The sequence below is a fragment of the Pseudomonas sp. BCA17 genome (assembly GCF_004519405.1).
Taxonomy (GTDB): domain Bacteria; phylum Pseudomonadota; class Gammaproteobacteria; order Pseudomonadales; family Pseudomonadaceae; genus Aquipseudomonas.
Window position 1 is genome coordinate 104,656 of record NZ_SGWI01000010.1, and the last position, 22,698, is coordinate 127,353.

General features: G+C 62.3%; 5 protein-coding genes and 1 pseudogene. 2 read left to right on the top strand and 4 right to left on the bottom strand.

The features are described from left to right. Window positions 1-22: 22 nt before the first annotated feature. Window positions 23-322, top strand: coding sequence for an Arm DNA-binding domain-containing protein (locus EXW71_RS27670; RefSeq protein WP_134660721.1), 300 nt, complete (start codon window positions 23-25; stop codon window positions 320-322). 208 nt (window positions 323-530) lie between these two features. Here EXW71_RS27670 and EXW71_RS27675 read toward each other — a convergent pair whose 3' ends face one another. From EXW71_RS27675 to EXW71_RS27690, 4 genes and pseudogenes are all read right to left on the bottom strand, one after another. Further along, window positions 531-887, bottom strand: coding sequence for a type II toxin-antitoxin system RelE/ParE family toxin (locus EXW71_RS27675; protein ID WP_134660722.1), 357 nt, complete (start codon window positions 885-887; stop codon window positions 531-533). 2 nt (window positions 888-889) lie between these two features. Continuing rightward, window positions 890-1,180, bottom strand: coding sequence for a type II toxin-antitoxin system ParD family antitoxin (locus tag EXW71_RS27680; protein ID WP_034097264.1), 291 nt, complete (start codon window positions 1,178-1,180; stop codon window positions 890-892). Window positions 1,181-1,394: 214 nt separating this feature from the next. Next, window positions 1,395-1,601, bottom strand: a pseudogene (locus tag EXW71_RS29190) (hypothetical protein); the annotation flags it as partial. A gap of 30 nt (window positions 1,602-1,631) precedes the next feature. Further along, complete coding sequence (locus EXW71_RS27690) at window positions 1,632-1,949, bottom strand: hypothetical protein (RefSeq protein ID WP_218569379.1); 318 nt, start codon at window positions 1,947-1,949, stop codon at window positions 1,632-1,634. 730 nt (window positions 1,950-2,679) lie between these two features. Here EXW71_RS27690 and EXW71_RS27695 point away from each other — a divergent pair. Further along, the gene (locus tag EXW71_RS27695) at window positions 2,680-22,650 is read left to right on the top strand and encodes an amino acid adenylation domain-containing protein (RefSeq protein WP_134660723.1); all 19,971 of its coding nucleotides are present in this window, start codon (window positions 2,680-2,682) and stop codon (window positions 22,648-22,650) included. Window positions 22,651-22,698: the final 48 nt, after the last annotated feature.

Below are 22,698 nucleotides of genomic sequence, written 5' to 3' on the forward strand. Positions count from 1 at the left end.
TAAACGAGACGGAGATTGTACGATGGCTCTCACCAATACGGCTGTCCGGCACGCCAAACCCAGAACCAAGGACTACACCCTCCCAGACTACAACGGCCTCGCTCTTTTCGTGAATACGAAAGGCGCCAAGTGCTGGCACTTCCGCTTTTTCTGGGCGGATAAGCAACCCCGTATTTCTCTCGGTACCTATCCTGAAATTAGCTTACGAGATGCTCGCGCTCTACGTGATATTGCCAGGGCCCTGGTCGCCAGAGGCATCGATCCGCGTATCTATCGGCAGCTGGAGCGTAATGTTAGGCGCCTGGCCACGGAAAACGCCTAAGAATCGGTTGTTCAGCATTGAAGGTGGTACGCAAAGTTGAACATCGTGTTTCTGGTCGTGGGTCTCGATAGTCCGGTCGGACCCAGCACCTCCCGCTTCAATTGGCCGCCGAGTCGGCTGACAGCGAGGGCGCTCAGGTTGAGATGTAGAGGGGGGCGCCTTGCCTTCGCTGTTCATGGCCAGTTAAGTCGTTGGGCCAGGTCGGTGATCAGTCATTAGGCAAGTGCAACTGCACTTCCATGGCGTCATGAAGGAGTCTGACGACCTCGATCACGTCGTCGATTGCCACACGATAGAACACGATATGCCGTGGGCTTTTGACCGTTCCATGGGTTTGTTTGGCCTGCTGGCGTGAATAGATGAGGTGATAGCTGCGAAGGCCCGATGCAAGCTCATCGCGGTCGTGGCTGCCAATGCGGTAAGGCGTGTCGGCAATCGCTTGCAGCGCCGCGAGGATCAGTGCCTGGTAGCGCTGGCGTGCTTGATCGCCGAACTGCGTCTGGGAGAGCCTGAGGATGTCGACAATGTCGGCGCGCGCCGCGTTGGAAATCCGATACTGCGGCATGCTCAGTGTTTCTCACGCGCGGGGAGGGTGGCCTCCAGGCTCAAGCCCTCGAGGTAGTGCTCCAGATCCCCTTCGTTCAACTGCGTGAAGTGCCCGTGCTCAAGATCCATGATGCCGATCGAGGTCGCCTGACGCAGGGCCTCAATTTTGGCGGTGTCTTCGGCGACGCGCTGCTCCAATAGACGCAAACCTTCTCGCATTACTTCGCTGGCATTCTGATAACGGCCGGACTGCACCAGGTCCTGGATAACCTGTTCCTGGTGAGGGGTGAGCACAACGTTTCGCGTCGCCATAATTAGCTCCAGCTCTGGGCAGACAGGGTCTTTCGACCATTGGCATATTATGCCATTTTACCTGCGAACACATAGTTTGGGATTTGTATCTGACGGACTGGGTCGTACGGGGTCATCCTTCGCGCCGAACAGCGCGTGCTAACCCGGACTGCATGCGCACAAAGTCCAAAAAGGCTGTTGCAGGCGGACGTCGGGGGCAGCTTGATTGGTGTGGGCCTTGGGCCGTCAGCTTGGCCAAGCCCTGTTTGATGTGTCCGGCATTCTCACCGATCGTGTGAAGCGAACCGTGGACATTGTCGCCAGTGTCCGCCACACCCTGGCGCTCAACCCTCAAGGTCAATTCCATCAAGGCCGCCTCTAAGGCGAGCTGGTTTTGGTACAGACACTCAAGGACATCAGGTAGCGAGTATTCAGTGGGCATCGTTTCGACTCAGGCTCCATGCGCTCCCCCTCAATCCAGCCTGTCGCACACGTGGTCAGCTTCGATAATGGTTTCGCCCAGGGAATGAAAATACGCACGCCAGAACTCGACCGCTTCTTGCGCTGTTTCCCGGTCTTTCACGCATTCGATCTCGAAAACATCGGTGCCTTGCAGTGGTGTGGTTTCTCGCCAGACGCGTAATGCCGGGTCGGGTGTTTCCTGTATGCGCTGCAGCAAACTGCTTTCGCGATCCTTGATTTCGTCGAGCACGTAGTCGACGAACAGGCAGTAATTTTTTGGCGTGCAGACGCCAAAAATATGAAAACGATCCGTGTTGGGAGTGCTCATGAATGTCATCCTTTTCCATGGTGGCAGTGTGCCGTACACCGACTGGCGCGTAAATCGTTAGCCTAATACCGATCTGGAAAATTGCCATTGCGAATGTTTTTTGAGGGGGGAAAGTCAGCTTTTAATCTACGAAACTGGTGGGGCAGAGCCCCGTCGGGGGGGCTGTCTGGTCGGTCAGTATCCGGTTGGCCGTCTGTCCTTCATTTGTAAAGTATTCGAATCTGGATTTGACAGGTCATCTCTTCCTACTAGGCTGGTACCGGTATTCTGTAGGAAGAGGTCCAGACCTGCAGGCGCAAGCGAGAAAATACGATCTCAAGTGGTGCGAGTCTACAATGGCGCAAGGTATGCATCATTGTCGCTGGCAAGCCTCAGGCACTCACTGGTAAAGGGAGTTACTGTGTTCAGGAACACGGATGTGTTGGTCTTGCTCCTCACTGAATCTACATTGAACAGCCCAAATTCTTGCCGCCGCAGCAAGGCCGAGGGCTGCTTTCCGCTTTTCTCTCTCACGGGCAGGCGTCTGTGGGTTTGTCACAAGCGTCCCTTCGAGGACGGTTAGCTTGCGCAGCAACGCGCCCCTCAATCTGCACAAAAAATCCGAACAATCCCCGGTAATCGACTGAAGGCTTGCACGGCAAGACGCTTACATGTGCGTGCCGCGTTGACGGGATGACACGGATCAAAAGCCGCCGATGACGTCGGCCCAACCTGACAGGGAAGTCGCGCAGTGTCAGACAACAACTCAACACATGACGGTCCACAAAGCACTCCGCCCGCAGCGCAGCCCGGTGATTGTCTCCAGGAACGCGCGATCATTGCCGGCTGGAACGATACTCACCACGAATACCCGCTGGACCAGTACCTGCAGCAGCTGATCGAGCAACAGGTGGAACGCAGCCCTGACGCCGTGGCGGTGCGCTTCGACGATCAAAGCCTGAGTTTTTGCCAGTTGAATCGCCGAGCCAATCGCGTGGCCCGTTACCTGCGCGAACTCGGCATCGGCTCCGACAGCCTGGTCGGCGTGCAGATGGAGCGCTCGCTTGAGCTGATGATCGCGCTGCTCGCCATTCTCAAGGCCGGTGGCGCCTACCTGCCGCTGGACCCGGGTTACCCCGAGGAACGGCTGGCCCTGATCATCGACGACGCCTCGGTCACCGTAGTACTGACGCAACAGCGTTTTGAGCAGCGCCTCAAGTCCCATGACGTTGTAGTGCTTTGCCTGGACGATCCCGCGAACGAAGTGCTGCACGAAAACGATGCCAATCCGGCGTCCATCAACCGCCCTGATGATCTCGCCTATGTGATCTACACCTCGGGCTCCACCGGTCGGCCCAAAGGCTGCATGTTGCCGCACAAGGCGATCTGCAACCGGCTGCTGTGGATGCAGCGCCATTACGCCGTGGGGCCGGCTGACCGGATCTTGCAGAAGACGCCTTTTACCTTTGATGTGTCGGTGTGGGAGCTGTTTCTGCCGTTGCTCAGCGGTGCTTGCCTGGTCATGGCCAGGCCGGAAGGCCACAAGGACGCCCACTATCTGGTGGAGATCATCAAGGCGCAGCGGATCACCATCTGCCACTTCGTGCCGTCCATGTTGCGCTTTTTCCTCAAGCACCCGGCGGTTGGCGAATGCCGGTCACTGAGCAAGGTGTTCGTCAGCGGCGAAGCACTGACCCATGACCTGCTGCTTCAATGTCGTTCGCTTCTGAGCGCGCAATTGCATAACCTCTATGGCCCGACCGAGGCAGCGGTGGACGTCACCTGGTGGCTCGCCGAACCGCGTGAAGATCAACGGGTGCCTATCGGCCGGCCCATCGACAATATTCAAATCCATATCCTCGATGCCGGGTCCAAGCCGGTGCCGATCGGCCAGACTGGCGAGCTGTGCATTGGCGGCATCGGCCTGGCCCGGGGTTATCTCAATCGGCCCGAGCTGACGGCTGAAAAGTTCATCCGCGATCCGTTCTCCACTGAACCCGACGCCAGGCTTTACCGCACCGGTGACGAGGCGCGCTTCCTCGACAATGGCGAGATCGAGGTGCTTGGGCGTTTCGACTCGCAGGTCAAACTGCGGGGTTTTCGCATCGAGCTGGGCGAGATCGAAAACACCCTCAAAAGCCATCTGTCGATCAGTGATGCGGTGGTGCTGATCAAGGATCCCGGCTCCGAAGATCCCAAACTGGTGGCCTATGTCGTCGCCGAGGGATTGGACAAAAAGGCGGTGCGTGATTTTGTAAAATCCCGCTTGCCGGAGTACATGACGCCGAATCAGGTTCACTTTGTCGAGCAGATCCCGGTAACGCCCCATGGCAAGGCGGACCGTCAGGCGCTGCTGGCCGGTGACGGCCTCTCGTCAGTCGGTTCACCGGCGCCGGCTGTGGATCCCCAGGCACTGACGGCCTGGCTGCAACACTATTTTATCGAGGCGCTCGGCATCAATGAGCTGGCGGTTGACGACGATCTTTTTGATCAGGGCGCGACCTCCTTTACCCTGGTGCAAGCGGTCCATAGCATTCATCAGCAGTACCAGGTCACGCTGCCGGTCGAGATGTTCCTTGAGCAACCGACCATCGCCGCCGTCACGGCCTTTATCCTTGACGCCAAGGGTGTGACACCCGAGCAGGCGCCGCTGGTGGAGGCCGCGCCGCCACCACAGCCAACAGCCCAGAAACTGATCCGGCTGGAGCGGGTGCGCTTTGATCCGCGTGCTTATCAGCGAACCGACGACGCTTCACCCGCCAGCCTTGAACGGCTGGGCTGCCTGCTCTCGTTATTGCGCGAAGTGACGCTGGAGGGTGAGGGTAAATACCTCTATTCATCAGCTGGCGGCCTCAACGCTGTCCAGTGTTATGTGTATGTCGCCGAGGGGCGGATCGGGGGGCTGCCGGGCGGCGCCTGGTACTACCAACCACGCCTGAACCGCCTGTTGCCTGTCAGCGTACCGGCCAGCCTCGACCCGCAGGCCCTGCGTGCGCAGCAGCGCGCGCAACTGGCCGAAGCCGGTTTTGCGCTGTTTCTGGTCGCCGAAACCGCCGCCATCACGCCGCTCTATAACCATGCCGCCCCGGCGCTGCTGGTGCTGGAAGCCGGTTATATCGAGCAGATGTTGCTGTCGCACCAGGCGGACTTCGACATCGCGTTGACCCCGGTCTATGGCGTGGATGTGGTGACGATTGCCGAGCTGTTCAAGTTGCGGCCGAGCCACCGTTTGCTGCATTGCCTGATCGAAGGTGACGCGCCAGCCGTTCTGACTGGTCAGCCCGACCTCTTGTTCGCCGACTTCCTGGCAGAAAACAACAACGGTTTTGACCTGCCGGGCAAGGAGGCGCTGGAGCAACTGCACCGCCAACAACTGCAGATTCGCCATGATCTGCCGGAGCAGGGTGACCGCGTCATCGAACTGCCCACCGCACCAATCAGCACCGACGCGCTGCGCCTGCGGGCCGCCAAGCGCCAGTACGGCGGCGAGCCTCTGAGTGTGGCGCAATTGAGCCGGTTGTTGAGCCTGTTGAAGGACGGACAGGGCAGCGGTCACCTGTACAACGCCGACGCCGCACTGGACCTGAAGATCTACCTGCACCTCGCCGGGCCGACCGAGCACGGCCAGGAACACTGTCCGCCCCCCGGCATTTACCGCTACCACAGCGACAGCCACAGCCTGAGCCGCATCGGCGAAGGCGATCCGCTGGCGTTCAACGGCAGCTATACACCGTTCAACCGCAAGCATGCGCAACAGGCTCGGTTGCGAATGTTCATCATTGCCGGTCGCTCAGCGGCTTATGGCGATGAAAGTCGCTATTTCAACCTGCTCCAGGCCGGACGAATCGGCCAGTTGCTGCTGGAAAAACAAACCGAATTCGGCATCGGGCTGTGCCCCATCGGCTCGATGTACTTCGATAAAATTCGCAGCGCCTTTGACCTGCAAGAGGGTGACGAACTGCTGCACAGCTTCGTCGGCGGCACCGTCAGCCAATTGCTCCCGATACGCTGGCCACGGCTTGAGCTCCACAGTGGCAGCCGAGTCGCCGCCGAGCCGGTGAGTGATGGCGCGCTGGCGATCATCGGCCTCAGCGGTCGTTATCCCGGCGCTGCCAATGCACAAGAGCTGTGGCAGAACCTCAGTGCCGGGCGCTCGGCGATCAACACCGTCAGCCGCGAATCGCTGCTGTATGGCGACGACATCAGCGCGGATTCACCGCAATGGGCAGTCGGCGCACTGGCCGACAAGCAGCTGTTTGATCCGCTGCTGTTCAAGATCACCCCCGCCGAAGCGAAGACTCTGGACCCACAAGAGCGCCTGTTCCTGCAAACGGTCTGGCATTGCCTGGAAAACAGCGGTTATACCGCTGCCGGTCTGCGGCGCAAGGCCGAGCGAGTCGGTGTGTTTGTCGGCGCGATGTGGGGCGATTACCAGCACCATCAGCCCGGCGAACAGGGCGAGCGAACCACCTCGTTTCTCTCGGCGATTGCCAACCGGGTGTCGTTCTTCAACGACTTCAATGGCCCCAGCGTCGCATTCGACACCTCGTGTTCATCCGCAATGACGGCCCTGCACTTTGCTTGCGCGAGTATTCGTCAGGGGGAATGTCAGGCGGCGATTGTCGGCGGCGTCAACCTGATCAGTCATCCCTCACACCTTGAGCTATTGACGTCGCTGGAGCTATTGTCCGGCAATGGCCAGTCTCACCCGTTCGGCCTCAACGCCAACGGCTGGGTCGCGGGCGAGGGCGTCGGCGCGCTGTTGATCCGACCACTTGAAGACGCCAGACGCGACGGAGACCCGATCCTCGGCGTCATCCGCGCGACGGCCATCAGCCACAGCGGCAAGACCTTTCGCTACGGCACCCCGAGCGCCGACAGTCAGGCCGCGTCGATGCGCCGGGTGCTGCAACAGGCGGGCCTACCTGCCGAGGCGATTGGATACGTGGAGGCCGCAGCCCCCGGTGCCAGTCTGGCGGACGGGGCCGAGTTTGCGGCGATCAACAAAGTCTTCGGCAGCCGCCTTGGCGATACACCGCTGAAAGTCGGGTCGATCAAGGCCAACATCGGCCACCTCGAATCGGCGTCGGCTCTGTCGCAGATCACCAAAGTACTGATGCAGTTCAAACACCGGCAGATAGCGCCGACCCTCGGCTGCAATCCGTTGAGCCCCCTTGTTGGACTTGAGAACAGCAACCTTGCCATCGCCGACACGTTGAGCGAGTGGCAAGGGCCGCAACGTGCATTGATCAACGCCTTCGGCGCCAGCGGTTCCGGTGGTCATTTGATCCTTGAAGCGCCACCACCACAGACCACAACATTGAAGACTGTCGGGCCGTGGCTGTTTCCCTTTACCGCCGCCAGCCGTGCGCAGCGTGATCAACTGATGGCGGCATTTGCCAACGCTCTTCAGGCAGGACGCCTGGGCGACGCCAGCCTCGGCGATATCAGCTACACCCTGTGCGTCGGCCGAGCGCCACTGGGACATCGTCTGGCACTGGTGGCCGACAGCGAAACCGAACTGCTGACGCTGCTCAACAATGGTCAGTCAGCGCCGCCAGGCACCCTCGCCAGAGCGGCACAACCGGCTGCTATCGAACAGGATCTGCGCGGCCTCGACCGCGATGCCCTGAACGCCATCGCCAGCCGCTGGGTCGCCGGCGAAACCGATCTGGCCGAGATCGTCCGGCATGACGCTCGTCGAGTGGCACTGCCGGCATACCCCTTTGCAACCGTTGATTGTCATATCGCGGCCTCCGCCAGAGACGAAGCAGCACCACCGCCTGCGCGGGATGACGCGCTGCACACTGCGCTGGAGGGCTATCTCAAACAACACTTTTCCAGCGTCTCGGCGATTCCCGAGAGCAGCCTCGACAGCCTTGAAAGCTTTGATCGCTACGGCTTGACCTCGCTGATGATCACCGCGCTCAACCAACGGCTGGCCGAGGCGTTTGGTGCGTTGTCCAGCACCCTGTTCTTCGAACACCAGAGCATCGGCGCACTGGCCGCTTATTTTGCTGCCGAACATCCGTCGCGCAGCCGGCAACTGCTGGGGATTCAGGCGCCCCTCAAACAGGCTACCCAGCCCGCCAGAACCGCACAACGCCCCGACACTAACCGACGCCAGGAGCGCGACGAACCGATTGCGATCATCGGCCTGGCCGGGCGTTTTCCCGGTGCACCGGACGTCGACAGCTTCTGGGACAACCTGAAAAACGCGGTCGACAGCATCAGCGAGATCCCCGTCGAGCGTTGGCAGCACCAGCATTACTACAGCCGCGACCGCCGCCTCAAAGGCAAGATCAACACCAAGTGGGGCGGCTTTATCGACGGTGTAGACCGCTTCGATCCGCTGTTTTTCAATATTTCGCCGCGCGACGCCGAGCGCATGGATCCGCAGGAACGGATCTTCCTCGAAACCGCCTGGCACACCCTCGAAGACGCAGGCTACGACCGCGCCGCATTGCAACGTCACTACCAGGGAAACATGGGGGTTTTTGTCGGCGTGATGCACGGCGAATACCTGCTGTACACGCGCTCTGCCGCCGCAGACTGCGCCGACGATGCGGTGGATTCATCGTTCGGTTCGATTGCCAACCGCGTGTCCTACGTCTTCGACTGCAACGGCCCGAGCATGGCCATCGACACCATCTGCTCGTCCTCGCTGACCGCGCTGCACCTGGCCGTCGAGAGCCTGAAACGCGGCGAGTGTCGGGTGGCGCTGGCCGGTGGTGTCAACCTATCGTTGCACCCCAACAAATACTTCATCCAGTCGCAGCTGACCATGTCCTCGACCGATGGCCGCTGCCGCAGTTTCGGCGAAGGCGGCGATGGTTTTGTACCCGGCGAAGGCGCCGGCGCGGTGTTGCTCAAACCGCTGGCCCAGGCGCAGGCCGATGGCGACAACATCTACGGCGTCATTCGTGCGACCTCGGTCAACCATAACGGCAAGACCCATGGCTACACCGTGCCGAGCCCGAATGCCCAAGGCGCAATGATCGCCGAGTCTCTGGAAAAGGCCGGTATGAATCCCCGCGAGCTGAGCTATATCGAAGCTCACGGCACCGGCACCGCGTTGGGTGACCCGATTGAAATCAGCGGTCTGCAACAGGGCTTTGCCCGACGCAGCGCGGCCCTCGGCAGCGAGCCGGGATTGGCGCAGCAGTGCGCCCTCGGCTCGGCCAAATCGAACATCGGCCATCTGGAATCGGCAGCCGGCATCGCCGGGATCGCCAAGGTGCTGCTGCAACTTAAGCACCGCCAACTGGCGCCGTCGCTGCATTCGAGTCGGCTCAACCCCCGAATTTCCTTCAGCGATACGCCGTTCTACATTCCCCAGCAACTGCAAGCGTGGCGCCGGCCGCTGCTCAATCTCGATGGCCGCGAACGCGAATATCCACTGGCCGCCTCGGTCTCGTCTTTTGGCTCTGGCGGATCGAACGGCCATGTGATCATCCTCCAGTACGTGGCGCCGGAGCGGGACGAGGCGGTTGTCGGGCTACCGGCGATCATCGTGCTGTCGGCCAGAACCCCGGCGCAGTTGCAACAGCAAGTCGAGCGTTTGCAGCAGTTCCTGCAACGACGCGACCTTGAGGGCGAGCCGCCGCGCCTGGCGGACCTGGCCTTTACCCTGCAACAGGGCAGAGAAGCGCTGGAATATCGCCTGGCCTTCAGCGTCGTCTCGATCAGTGAGCTGCAAGACCGCCTGGCGCAGAGCCTGGCGCAACTGCTCAAGGCCCCGGAACACTTTGGTTGCTTCGACGGCCTGCATCTGGGCCGGGTGCAAGACAACAAGGCGGCCATGGCGGTGCTGGCCCACGATGAGGACATGGCGGCAACGCTGGCGGCCTGGGCCGACAAAGGCAAATACCAGAAGTTGCTGGAGCTGTGGGTCAAAGGGCTGACGTTCGACTGGGCGCTGCTGGGCACCTCCATGGGCCTGGCCAGACGGATCAGCCTGCCGGGTTATCCCTTCGCCCGTGAACGGATCTGGGTGTCCGGCGATTTCCATTTTCCGCCTCAGGCCGAGCAGCTTGGCGAGGCCCGCTTGCACCCGTTGCTGCACCGCAACGTCTCCGATCTGTCGCAACAGAAATTCAGCTCGGTGTTCAGCGGCCATGAGTTTTTCCTGCGCGATCATCGCGTGCGCAACCAGAAAGTGCTGCCCGGCGTGGCCTATCTTGAGATGGCGCGAGAAGCCATCAGCCGCTCACTCGGCGAGCTGGCATCCTCCGGCACCGTGAGTCTGTGCAATCTGGTGTGGTCGCAACCGCTGATGCTCAGCGAGCAGGGCGATACACCGGCCACCGTCGACATCCACATCAACAGCGTCGAGCCACAGCGACTGACCTTCGACATTAGCGAACAGCAACAACAAACCCTTTGTTGCCAAGGCGAAGCGGTATTGCTGCAAAACGCGCCCGAACCGGCTGCATCGCTGGCCTCCATGCAAGCCGCCATCAAAGGCCATCGCCTCGACGCCGAGGCGCTGTACCGCGTTTTCGACAGCATCGACATCCACTACGGCCCCAGCCACCGATCGGTTCGCGAACTGCGCATTGACGGCGACCAGCTGTTGGCAAGGATCGAACTGCCGCAGTCCCTGAGTGCCGGCCACACGCAATTTATCCTGCACCCGAGCCTGATGGACGGCGCGTTGCAGTCGACCGTGGGCCTGCTGGTGGCCGATCAGCTCGATCAAGGTGCAGCACCGCAACTTGGGCAAACCTGGGTGCCGTTTGCACTGGCCCGGCTAGAGCTGAGCGGCGCGGCACTGGGTGAACAGACATGGGCCTGGGTGCGGCCCGGTGCCGAGAGCACGGAAGCGGGGCAGTCGGTTTTTGATATCGATATCTACAATCAGCAGGGCGAGCATTGCGTCGCCCTTCAGGGCTTTGTCCTGCGGGAAATGAAAGCGCCGTCGCCGCTGGAAATGATGCTCGACGACCGCCCGCAGACCGACTGTTACCTCGTGGAAAAATGGCGCAGGGTCAGTCCTCAACCGTTGTCGCCAAGCAGCTCCCGGCTGTTGCTGATCGCCAATGATCCCCAAGGCCAGCAACAGTTGATCGCCCGCTACCCGCAGGCCGCTTCATTGTTGCTGGACGGAAGCGAATCCATCGAAACACTCACCGGCCTGCTGCGCGAAGCCGGCCCGGTAGAGCATCTGTTGTGGCTGGCGCCGACCGCGTCAGTCGATGACGCCAGCGCCGACGGCATGATCAATGCCCAGCAAGCCGGCGTACTGAGCTGCTTCCGCTTGATCAAGGCGCTGCTGGCGTTGGCACTGGACCAGCAGCCACTGGCATGGACGGTCATCACCCGCGCCACGCTGACAGTGTTCGGCGAAGCCAGCCCGCTGCATCAGGCCGCCACCGAACCGGTGGCGCCCGCTCACGCCAGCCTCCATGGGCTGATCGGTGTGATGGCCAAGGAATACAGCCATTGGCAGGTGCGGCTGGTGGACCTGCCGGCCGGCGACAGCTGGCCGAGTCTGGATCCGTTGTCGTTGCCCGCCGATCCGCGCGGCGACGCGCTGGCCTGTCGTAACGACGTCTGGTATCGCCAATCCCTGGTGCCTTGCCTGGCGCCGACCGAAGCGGCTGCCGCCAGTCTCTACCGCGATGGTGGCGTGTACCTGGTCGTTGGCGGCGCCGGCGGTATTGGCCGCTTGTGGAGTGAACACCTGATCCGCAGCCGTGGCGCTCAGGTCATCTGGCTGGGGCGTCGCGAGCAGGACCGCCAAATCGATGCAGCGATCAGCGAACTGGCCCGGTTTGGCCCGGCACCACGCTACATCAGCGCCGACGCCGGCAACCACGCCGCGCTGCAACAGGCGGTGAAGCAAGTGCTGGCCGAGCATGGCCGGATTCACGGGGTGATCCACGCGGCGATCCAGCTTGAGGATCAAAGCCTGGCACGCATGGATGTGCAAAAATTTGTCGCAGGCCTCGCCGCCAAGATCGATGTCTGCGCACGTCTGGCCGAGGTGTTTGAACACCTGCCGCTGGATTTCATGCTGTTCTTCTCGTCGTTGCAAAGCTTCACCAAGTCGGCAGGCCAGAGCAATTACGCCGCCGGCTGTACCTTCAAGAACGCCTTCGGCCACTCTCTGGCGCAACAACGCAGCTACTCGGTGAAAGTCATCAACTGGGGTTATTGGGGCGAGGTCGGCTCGGTGGCCAGCGACGACTATCGGCGCCGGATGGCCGAGGTTGGCCTCGGTTCAATCAACGGTGAGCAGGCAATGGCGGCGCTGGAAACACTGCTCGGCGCGGCTGATGACGGCGCGCCGCTCAGCCAGTTGACCTTCCTGCGTACTTCGCAGCGGTTGAGTGACACCTTCAACCACCTGGCGCTGGCCCAACATCCTGCCGGGCCTTTCGGTGAGTACGGCGAAATGCGTCCGCCTGCCTATCCATCGCTGATCAGGCGAATGCAGAAGAATCTGCGGGTGGACAATCAGCAGGTTCGCAGCGCAACCGCGCAGGTGCAGGCGTACAAGGCGGCTATCGACGAGCAGCAGGTCCGCTTGCTCTACGCCCAGTTGCAGCATCTGGGCTGGTTCAGTCGCGAGCGCGAATCCGTGGCTGAAATGACCCAACGCAGCGGCTTGTTGCCGATGTATCAACGCTGGCTCGACAAGAGCCTGCAAGAGCTGGCCCAACGCGGCTACGTGCAGCTGGAGGGCGACAGCTGCCGTGTCACCCACCCGCAACCGCTGGCGGTAGAAGCCCTGTGGCACGAATGGGATGCACAAAAGTCGGCCTGGCTCGAACACCCCAGCCTGAAAGCCGAAACACTGCTCGCCGAAGCAACCCTGCGTGTATTGCCGCAGATTCTTGATGGCCGGATCGCCGCCACCGACATCCTGTTTCCCGACGCCTCGATGTCCATGGTCGAGGGCATCTACAAGCACAATCCGGTGTCCGACTTCTTCAACGAAGTGCTGCTCGAAGCCATGCTCGAATTTGTCAGGGCCCGCCTGGAGCTGGCGCCACAGACGCCGATCCGGATCCTGGAAATCGGCGCGGGCACCGGTGGCACCAGCGCCCGCGCTTTTGAAAAACTGCGGCCGTATCAGGCGCAGATCGCCGAGTACTGCTACACCGACGTCTCCCAGGCGTTCCTGATGCACGCGCGGCAGGTCTATGGCCCGCAGACCCCCTACCTCAGCTATCAACTGTTCGACGTCGACAAGCCGCTGGCAGCACAGGGCATCCAGCCTGGCGCCTATGATCTGGTGATCGCCACCAACGTCCTGCACGCTACGCAAGACCTGCGCCGGACGATGAAAAACGCCAAGGCCGCGCTCAAGCATAACGGCCTGGTATTGATCAACGAGATTGCACGCAATGGCCTGTTTACCCACCTGACTTTCGGCCTGCTCAAGGGCTGGTGGCTGTTCGATGATCAGGACCTGCGCTTGCCCGGCGGCCCGGCGCTCGCGCCCAGACAGTGGAAGCAGGTGCTGGAAAGCGAAGGCTATCGGCAGGTGTATTTCCCGGCGCTGGCCGACCACGACCTTGGGCAGCAGATCGTCATCGCCCAGAGCAATGGAATGGTCTGGCAGGACCGCAGCGATAAAATCGAACCGGTCAGAATGGCGCCTGTCAGCCGGGCAAAGGTGACCGCTCAGCAGGCACCGCGAGCGCCACAACTCAGCGTCATCGCAGCACCGATGGCCGAAGTTAGCAGCATGCAGCTCAAAGCCGAGACCGTCCGCTACCTCAAGCAGGTCATCGGTGGTCTGTTCAAGATCGCCCCCGAACAGATCGACGCCCGCGAAGCGCTGGAAACCTATGGCATCGACTCGATTCTAGTGGTGCAACTGACCAACCTGCTACGGGACAAACTGGCGGGGATCAGCAGCACGCTGTTCTTCGAATACCAGACCGTCGAAGCACTGGCGGATCATTTTGTCGCCACGCAGAAAGACCGGCTCAGGACGCTGCTCGGACTGGATCAGACAGCGGTAATCGTGCAGCCATCCGCAGTCGAAAGCGTCGAACCATTGATCAATCCGGGCAAGTCGCGCTTTACCGCCAAGGCAGCCGATAACACGCCGGAAATGGCACGCGGTTCAGACGTGGCCATCGTCGGTCTGGCCGGGCGTTACGCCAACTCCGACAACGTTCGCGAGTTGTGGCAGCACCTGAAAAATGCCGAGAATTGCATCGATGAAGTGCCTGCGGATCGCTGGGACTGGCGTCAGTACTTTGATCAGGCTCCGGGTACGGCGGGCTGTATCTATACCCCGTGGGGCGGCTTCATCCGCGAAATCGACAAGTTCGATCCGCTGTTTTTTCATCTGTCGCCCCGCGAAGCACTGAAAATGGACCCTCAGGAGCGGCTGTTCCTGGAAGAGGCCTATCACTGCATCAGCGACGCCGGCTATACCCCGGCACGCCTGGCCGAACGGCATCGGGTCGGGGTGTTTGTCGGCGTGATGAATGGCACCTACGCCCGCCAGTCCAGCTACTGGTCGGTGGCCAATCGCGTGTCGTATCAGTTCAATTTCCAGGGTCCGAGCCTCGCGGTGGACACCGCCTGTTCGTCATCCATTACCGCGATTCATCTGGCGCTGGAAAGTCTGCACAGCGGGATCAGCGACTGTGTGCTGGTCGGCGGGGTCAATCTGGTGGTCGACCCCGTGCATTACATGGGCCTGAGCGAGATGAAGATGTTGTCCTCGGGCCGCCAGTGCAAGGCGTTCGGCGCCGATGCCGACGGCTTTGTCGGGGGGGAGGGCGTGGGTGTCTTGCTGCTCAAACCGCTGGCTCAGGCCGAGGCGGATGGCGACCGGATTTACGGCGTGATCAAAGGCAGCATGATCAATGCCGGTGGCAAAACCAACGGCTACACCGTGCCTAATCCCTTGGCCCAGAGTCGGTTGGTGATCGATTCGCTGGCAAGGGCCGGGGTCGACGCCCGGGCCGTGAGCTACGTCGAGGCCCACGGCACCGGCACCGCGCTGGGCGACCCGATCGAGATCGCCGGTCTGGCCCGGGCCTTCAATAGCGGCGTGCCAACGCCCGTCAGACAGTACTGCGCCATCGGCTCGGTCAAATCCAATATCGGCCATTGCGAAAGCGCCGCCGGCATCGCCGGTATCACCAAGGTGCTGCTGCAACTTCAACACCGCCAATTGGTGCCGTCGCTGCACGCCGAGGCACTTAACCCGGAAATCGATTTCGCCAACAGCCCGTTTGCCGTGCAGCAGTCGCTGGGCGAATGGTCGCGGCCGCAAGTGCTGATCGATGGCGTATTGCAGACGTTCAAGCGCATTGCCACGGTGTCCTCCTTCGGCGCGGGCGGCGCCAATGCCCACGTGGTGATCGAAGAGTACGAAGACCGCAGAGTGCCGCCAGCGATTGCCGTCAATGAGTGGCAACCGGCGATCATCCTGTTGTCGGCCAAGACTCGCGAGCAGTTGCTGCAACAAGCCAGTCTGTTGCTGGACGCGCTTGCGCAGGACGCACTCGGCGACACCGATCTGCCGGCGCTGGCCTTTACCTTGCAGGTCGCTCGTGAAGCGATGGAGCATCGCCACGGCTGGCTGATCAGCTCACAGGCGCAGTTGAACACCCGGTTGCGGGAATTCATCGACAACGGCGGCGCCCAGGCGCGTGGTCGGCTCAAGCCTGACGCTCAGGCGTCGAGCGCCGATATCGGCGGCTGGATCGAGCGCGGCGAACAGCAACAGCTGCTCGACGCCTGGCTCGGCGGCGCCACGCTGGATTGGCGCCTGATGTACCCGCAGGGCACGCCCGCGCCGCTCAGCTTGCCGGGTTACCCCTTTGCCCGCGAGCGCTACTGGCGCGAACCGCAGCAAGCGGTCGTGTCGGCCATCGCGGGCGAGCAACGGCTGCACCCACTGCTGCATTGCAACGTGTCGGACCTGCGCGGCTTGCGTTACCTGACCCGGTTCACCGGTGACGAAAGCGTGTTGGCCGAGCATCAGGTCAACGGGCAGGGCGTGTTGCCGGGTGCGGCGATGATTGCCATGATCCACGCGGCATTGACCGACGCCCTGGGCGGCGCGGTGCCTGCGGACAGGGCGCTGGTGATCCGCAGTCTGGCGTGGCTCCAGCCGTTCAGCGTTGACACCGCCAACAACGGCGAGCTGTTCCTTGAACTGTCGGTGCAAGCAGAGGGCGACTACCAGATCGGGATTTGCTCCTATGACCGCGCCGGCCAGTTGCAGCTGCATTGTCGGGCTTTGGCCCTCATCTCCGTGGTCCAGGCCGCCCGGCTCGACTTCAACAATGTCGGCGCCCAAAAAGTGGACGTCGAGGCCTGCTACCAGCGTTTTGCGGCAATGGGCATCGACTATGGCGTCGGTCATCGCCGGTTGCAGTCGCTGCTGCGTCAGGACGATCAGGCGCTGGCGCGGGTCGGACTGCAAGCCCCGGCGCTTAACGCCGGTTTCGCCCTGCATCCGGCGCTGCTGGATGCCGCCATGCAAGGCGTGATGGCCTTGCTGTTTGATGAACAGGGCGAGCGCCCGGCGCTGTTGCTACCCGACGGGCTGGGTGAATGCGTGTTGTTTGCCGACTGTCCGGCGACCTTGCAGGTGCAGATCCGCAGCGCAGGGACCACGCCGGGCGGCTATCGCTTTGATCTGGCGTTGTTCGACGACAATGGCCAGTGCTGCGCGATGCTGAATCAGCTGTCGTTCAAGACCGTTTCCGGCACCCGTCCGGGCGCCAGCAGCGGACTGCTGTGTCACAAACAATGGCTCGACGCTCAACCGGCCGGCGCGACAGCCGCACCGGGGCTTGTTCAGGTGCTGTTGACGCATGCGTTTTCCGGCTTGATGGAGTCTCTAGAGGCGCAGGGTATCAGCAGTTTCGCCTTGCCAGAGGGGGACTATCAACACGCCGCACTGGCACTTTCCGAACAGCTCAAACCTTTGCTGCGCACCGCCCAACCCTGCCTGATTCAACTGCTGATTCCGGCTGACGATCCGCACGGTTATCGCGGCCTCGGCGGCCTGTTGTGCAGCGTCAGTCGTGAACAGCCGGCGCTGATCAGCCAGCTGATTGAAGTGGCACCGGGGCTCGACACACAGCAGTTACTGACGCAATTGTCAGCCGAGGCCGCTAACCCAGGCGAGCGCCAACTGCGCTATCTGGCCGAGGCCGGTACATTGCGCCGTCAGCAACTGAGCTGGCGCCACCAGCCGCTGGATAACGCTCCCGCGCCCTGGCGGCCAGAGGGTGTCTACCTGATTACCGGTGGTTTGGGCGGTGTCGGCACGGTCATGGCGCGCGCTATCATCGCTGCCGCGTCTCAGGCCCGTGTTGTGCTCTGTGGCCGCACGCCAGCCGATGCACCGTCGGTGCTCGACAAGCTGGCGCAACTGGGCGCAGGCGTTGACTACCGCACCGTGGATCTGGCCGATGCCGATCAGGTCGAACGCCTGATCACTGACATCGTTAGCCGTCACGGCGCATTGCACGGGATCATCCATTGCGCCGGCATCACCCGCGACGCTTTGCTGGCAGACAAGCCCAAGGCGGACTTTGCCGCCGTGTTCGCCGCCAAAGTTGACGGCGTGCACCATGTCGACCGCTTCAGTGCCGGCTCGGCGCTGGATTTCTTTGTGCTGTATTCCTCTATTGCCAGCGTCATGGGCAACGCCGGGCAGACCGATTACGCCGCCGCCAACGGCTATCTGGACGCCTTCGCCAGCCTGCGCAATCAACAGGTCGCAGCCGGCACCCGGCACGGGCGCACGCTGGCGATCAACTGGCCGCTGTGGCTCGAAGGTGGCCTGCACATGAGTGATACGGCGCGGCGCCTTCTGGCGCAACGCACCGGCATCGAAGCGATGGCCAGCACCACCGGTATTCAGGCGTTCTATCAGGCGTTGCACAGCGACGAAGACCAACTGATGGTGCTGGCTGGCGACACCGAAAAACTGCTCGTGCTGCTCAGCCATGAACCGGCCCCTGTTGTAGAGGCACCTATAGACGGTGAAAACCTGCTGGCCTGGCTGCGTCAGATGTTGGCCAAAACGGTGAAGATCGCCCAGTCGCGACTGGATAACGACGTGCCGTTTGAACAGTACGGCATCGATTCGCTGATGATCATGGAGATGACCGCTGCGCTGGAAAAACGCTTCGGCGCGTTGTCCAAAACCCTGTTTTTCCAATACCCGAGCCTGCAAAGCCTGGCCGATCACCTGGCGACGCGGCAGCCACCAAAAACGGCACAGGCGCCATTGATAACCCAGCTGCGCAGCCTGCTGGCGGATGCCTTGAACACGCCGGCGGAGCAGCTCGATGATCAGCAATGTTTCGAGGACTATGGCATCGACTCGTTGCAGATCCTCGACCTCACGCGCCGTCTCGAACAACGCTTTGGAGCGCTGTCAGCGGCGCTGCTGTTCGAGCATTCCAGCCTCCGGGCCCTGGCGAACCACCTGGCATCCAGAGAGACCACAGCGGTTGCCGAACCCGTCGCCACACCTCGTGATCAACAGCGCCGGCTGTTCGACCAACCTGCGCAAATTCGCCAGCCGACCGCGCCACAGCGCGACGATGTCGCCATCATCGGCATCGCCGGGCGCTACCCGGACGCCGACAACCTTGAAGCCTTCTGGCACAATCTCAGCCAGGGCAAAAACAGCATCGGCGAAATCCCGCCTGAACGCTGGGACTGGCGCGGCTACTACAGCACCAACCGCAGCGAGATCGGGGTGCACAACAGCAAGTGGGGCGGCTTTATTGAGGGCATCGATCAGTTCGATCCGCTGTTCTTCAATATTTCGCCGCTGGAAGCCGAGCTGATCGACCCGCAGGAACGGCTGTTTCTGCAAACCGCTTGGGCGGCCATGGAGGACGCTGGCTACAGCCGCCAGCTTGGCGCCGAGCAGGCCGAAAAGACCCGGCAGGTCGGCGTCTATGCCGGCGTGATGTACAGCGAATACCAACTGCTGGGCGCCGAAGCCAGCCTGCGCGGCGAGCGCATGGGCTTTGCCGGGTCCAGCGCGAGCATCGCCAATCGGGTGTCGTTCTGCCTCAACCTGCAAGGCCCGAGCCTGTCGCTCGATTCGATGTGCTCCAGCTCACTGACCGCCATCCATCTGGCCTGTCAGGACCTGCACAGTGGCCGTACCGCGATGGCCATTGCCGGTGGCGTCAACCTGACGCTGCACCCCAACAAATACCTGATGCTCAGCAGCGGCCAGTTCATCTCCAACCAGGGCCAGTGCGCCAGCTTCGGCGAGGGCGGTGACGGCTATGTGCCGGGCGAGGGCGTGGGCGTGGTGATCCTCAAACGCCTGGCGGATGCCGAGCGCGATGGCGATCAGATCTACGGGCTGATCAAGGGCAGCTATCTCAACCACGGCGGCAAGAACACCGGGTACAGCGTGCCCGATCCACGAGCGCAGCAGGCCGCAATCAGCGGTGCGCTCAAGGATGCGCAGGTTGATCCTGCGGCCATCAGTTACATCGAGGCCCACGGCACCGGCACCCGTCTGGGCGACCCGATTGAAATCGCCGGCCTGGCCAATGCCCTGGGTGAGCGCACGCCCGCGCAGACCTGCTGGATCGGTTCGGTGAAATCCAACATCGGTCACTGCGAAGCGGCTGCCGGCATTGCCGGCCTGACCAAGGTGCTGTTGCAGCTCAAACACGGGCAGATCGTGCCCTCGCTGCATTCGCGCACGCTCAACCCCTTTATCGATTTTGCCGCAACCCCGTTCGAGGTCAACCAACACCTGCGCGACTGGCCGCAGCCGGTTCAGGGCGGTGAGCCGATGCCGCGCATCGCCGGGATTTCCTCGTTCGGCGCGGGCGGCTCCAACGCTCACTTGATCGTTGCGCAGTACCCACAGGCCAAGCCTTTACCCGGTCATGACGGCAAGCCCGAAATGATTCTGCTGTCTGCCCGCGAGCCCGAGCAATTGCGCCAGATCGCCAGCCGTTTGCTTGCCAGACTGGAGCAGTCGCCGGCGACTGACAGCCTGGCCGCCATTGCCCACACCTTGCAGGTAGGTCGCGAGGCGATGGAGCATCGTGCGGCGTTCATCGCGTCTTCGACGGCAAGCCTGCTGGATGCCTTGCGCGCTCTGGCCGGCGGCGACAGCCGTGGCTGGATTTGCGGTGACACGAACGCTAGCAGCGACCACGTCGAACAGTTCAAAAACCGCTTCCCGAGCCAGTGGCGCGAGCAGTTGGCCAGGCTGTTTGCCAACGGTGAGCAGCAACAATTGTTGGCGCTGTGGAGCGCGGGGCTGCGCATCGACTGGGCTGCGCTGTGGGCCGCCAGCGGTGAACAACGCCAGCGCATCAGCCTGCCAACTTATCCCTTCGCCACCAGCCGCTATTGGGCACCTGTTGGCGCCAATCGCCTGCCTTCGGCAGCGGCGGTCTTGCATCCGTTGCTGCACCGCAACAGCTCGACCTTCGACCGCCAGCAATTCACCAGTGACTTCAGCGGTGACGAGCCGTGGCTGCGCGACCATGTGGTGAACGGGCGCAAAACCCTGCCCGGTGCGGCCTGCCTGGAAATGATCAGGGCCGCGGTGACGCATTCGCGGGAGGACGGCGAGGCGCAGCCCATGGTCATCGAGCGGCTCAACTGGCTGGCGCCGCTGACGGTGGAATCCGCACCGCGCCGCCTGCGGGTCAACCTGGAGCGCGTAGACGGTCAGCTTGCGGTGACGTTGCTCGGCGATGACGGCGATCAAGTGCATTGTCAGGCCCGCGTGATCACGGATGTGCAGCCGGTGGCCGAGCGACTGGATCTGGCGCACTGGCGCGACCGACCTTGGCAACGGCGTCTGGACGGCGGCGAAGTCTATCGACTGTTCGACCAGATGGGCCTGACCTACGGCGTCAGCCATCGTGCTATCCGCCAGTTATTGATAGCGGAGCAGGGCGGCCAGCGCGAAGTGCTGGCGCAGTTGAACCTTGAGGGCGTCCATCCCGACGGCGACTGGTGGCTGGAGCCCGGCATGACCGACTGCGCGTTGCAGGCCGCCATCGGCATGTTACTGCCGCTGAACGATAGCGCCGCCGCACCGTTGTCACTGGTGATGCCGTTTGCCCTGCAACGGCTGGAAATCATCGCGCCGTGTCAGCGGCGGATGTGGGCCTTGTTGCGCAGCGACCTTGCCGACAATCCCGCTGGCCGGATCACTATCGAGCTGTGTGACGATCAGGGACAGCTCTGCGCGCGATTCACAGGATTGAGCTCAAGACCGCTCACGGCGGGGCCAAAAAAACTGAAGAAAACACAACAGCTATTGGCGCCGATCTGGTCAGTGGTCGATGGTGTGATCAGCGAACGGGAGGAAGTCCAGGGCGCGATGCTGATCTTCGGCGCGACCCCGGCTCGTGAGCAGACGCTGGCTGAACTCTATCCTCAGGCCGCACGGTTGGACGACTCGCAGCCCGACTACGAAGCCGAACTGCACGCCCGGCCCGGATTGACCGACGTAATGTGGCTGGCGCCGTCCGACGACAGCGACGCTGACCCGGTCGCGGCACAACAGCACGGCGTCGTCGCGCTGTTCCGGTTGATCAAGGCGCTGCTGAACCAGGGCTACGGCCCTCGGCCACTGCGCCTGACCCTGATCACCGATCAGGCGATCAGTATCCGCCCCGGCGAGTCCTGCCGTGCGACTCACGCGGCGGTGCATGGCCTGGCGGGCTCACTGGCCAAGGAATATCCGCACTGGACCGTGCAGCTCGCGGACCTGCCAGACCCGCAGTTGTCCCTGTTGCCCGCAGCACCGTTCGCCGGCATCGCTTCTGGTGAACTGCTGGCGCTGCGTCAGGGCCAATGGTGGTTCCGCCAACTGGCGCGGGTGAAGGCCGACACAATGCCAGCCCGTCTGCCGGTGTATCGCGACGGCGGCGTCTATCTGGTCATTGGTGGTGCCGGCGGGATTGGCGCGGTCTGGAGCCGCCACATGATCAGCCAGCATCGCGCCCGGGTGATCTGGATCGGTCGCCGTGCGCGGGATGCGCAGATCGAAGCCAAGCTGGACGATCTCATCGCCATCAGCCTGATGCATGACGCCCCGGCGCCGGTTTACCTGCAAGTCGACGCCGCCGACGAACAGCAACTGGCTGCGGCGAAACAGCAGATCACCGAGCGGTTTGGCCCGATCAATGGCGTGGTGCATTCGGCGATTGTGCTCAAGGACCAAAGCCTGGCCAACATGGACGAGCAGACCTTCACCCGCGTACTGAACGCCAAGGTTGCCACCAGCGTGGCCCTGGCCCGCACGTTCGGGAACAGCGCCGACGCGCTGGATTTCGTGCTGTTTTTCTCCTCGATGATGTCCTTCAGCACGGCTGCCGGCCAAGGCAACTACGCAGCGGGCTGCACCTTTGCCGACGCCTTCGCCGATCAACTCAGGAGCGAATGGTCGTGCCCGGTCAAGGTCATCAACTGGGGGTATTGGGGCAGCGTCGGCACGGTGAGTGACGCCCGTTACCAGGAGCGCATGAGCGCGCTTGGCCTGGGCTCCATCGAACCCGAGGAAGGCCTGCGCGCACTCGATCAATTGCTGGCGGGCGAGCTGCACCAGCTGGGGCTGTTGAAGCTTTTGCAGAGTGACGAAATCGACGGGCTCGACAGCCTGGCCGGTTTGCTCGGTCACGAACACATCGCGCTCTCCGCGCACACATCCGGCGCCATGGCGGCGATGCAGGACAGGTTAGGGGAAAGGCTGGCGGCGTTGGCAGCGATCACGTAACGCCCCAGAGAAACAATCCATTTCACCCACAGCAGACGCGTCACAGGG

Excerpts from the sequence above, each read along its gene's own strand:
- EXW71_RS27690 (WP_218569379.1), bottom strand. The coding sequence starts at position 1,949 with ATGAGCACTCCCAACACGGATCGTTTTCATATTTTTGGCGTCTGCACG.
- EXW71_RS27670 (WP_134660721.1), top strand. The coding sequence starts at position 23 with ATGGCTCTCACCAATACGGCTGTCCGGCACGCCAAACCCAGAACCAAG.
- EXW71_RS27680 (WP_034097264.1), bottom strand. The coding sequence starts at position 1,180 with ATGGCGACGCGAAACGTTGTGCTCACCCCTCACCAGGAACAGGTTATC.
- EXW71_RS27675 (WP_134660722.1), bottom strand. The coding sequence starts at position 887 with ATGCCGCAGTATCGGATTTCCAACGCGGCGCGCGCCGACATTGTCGAC.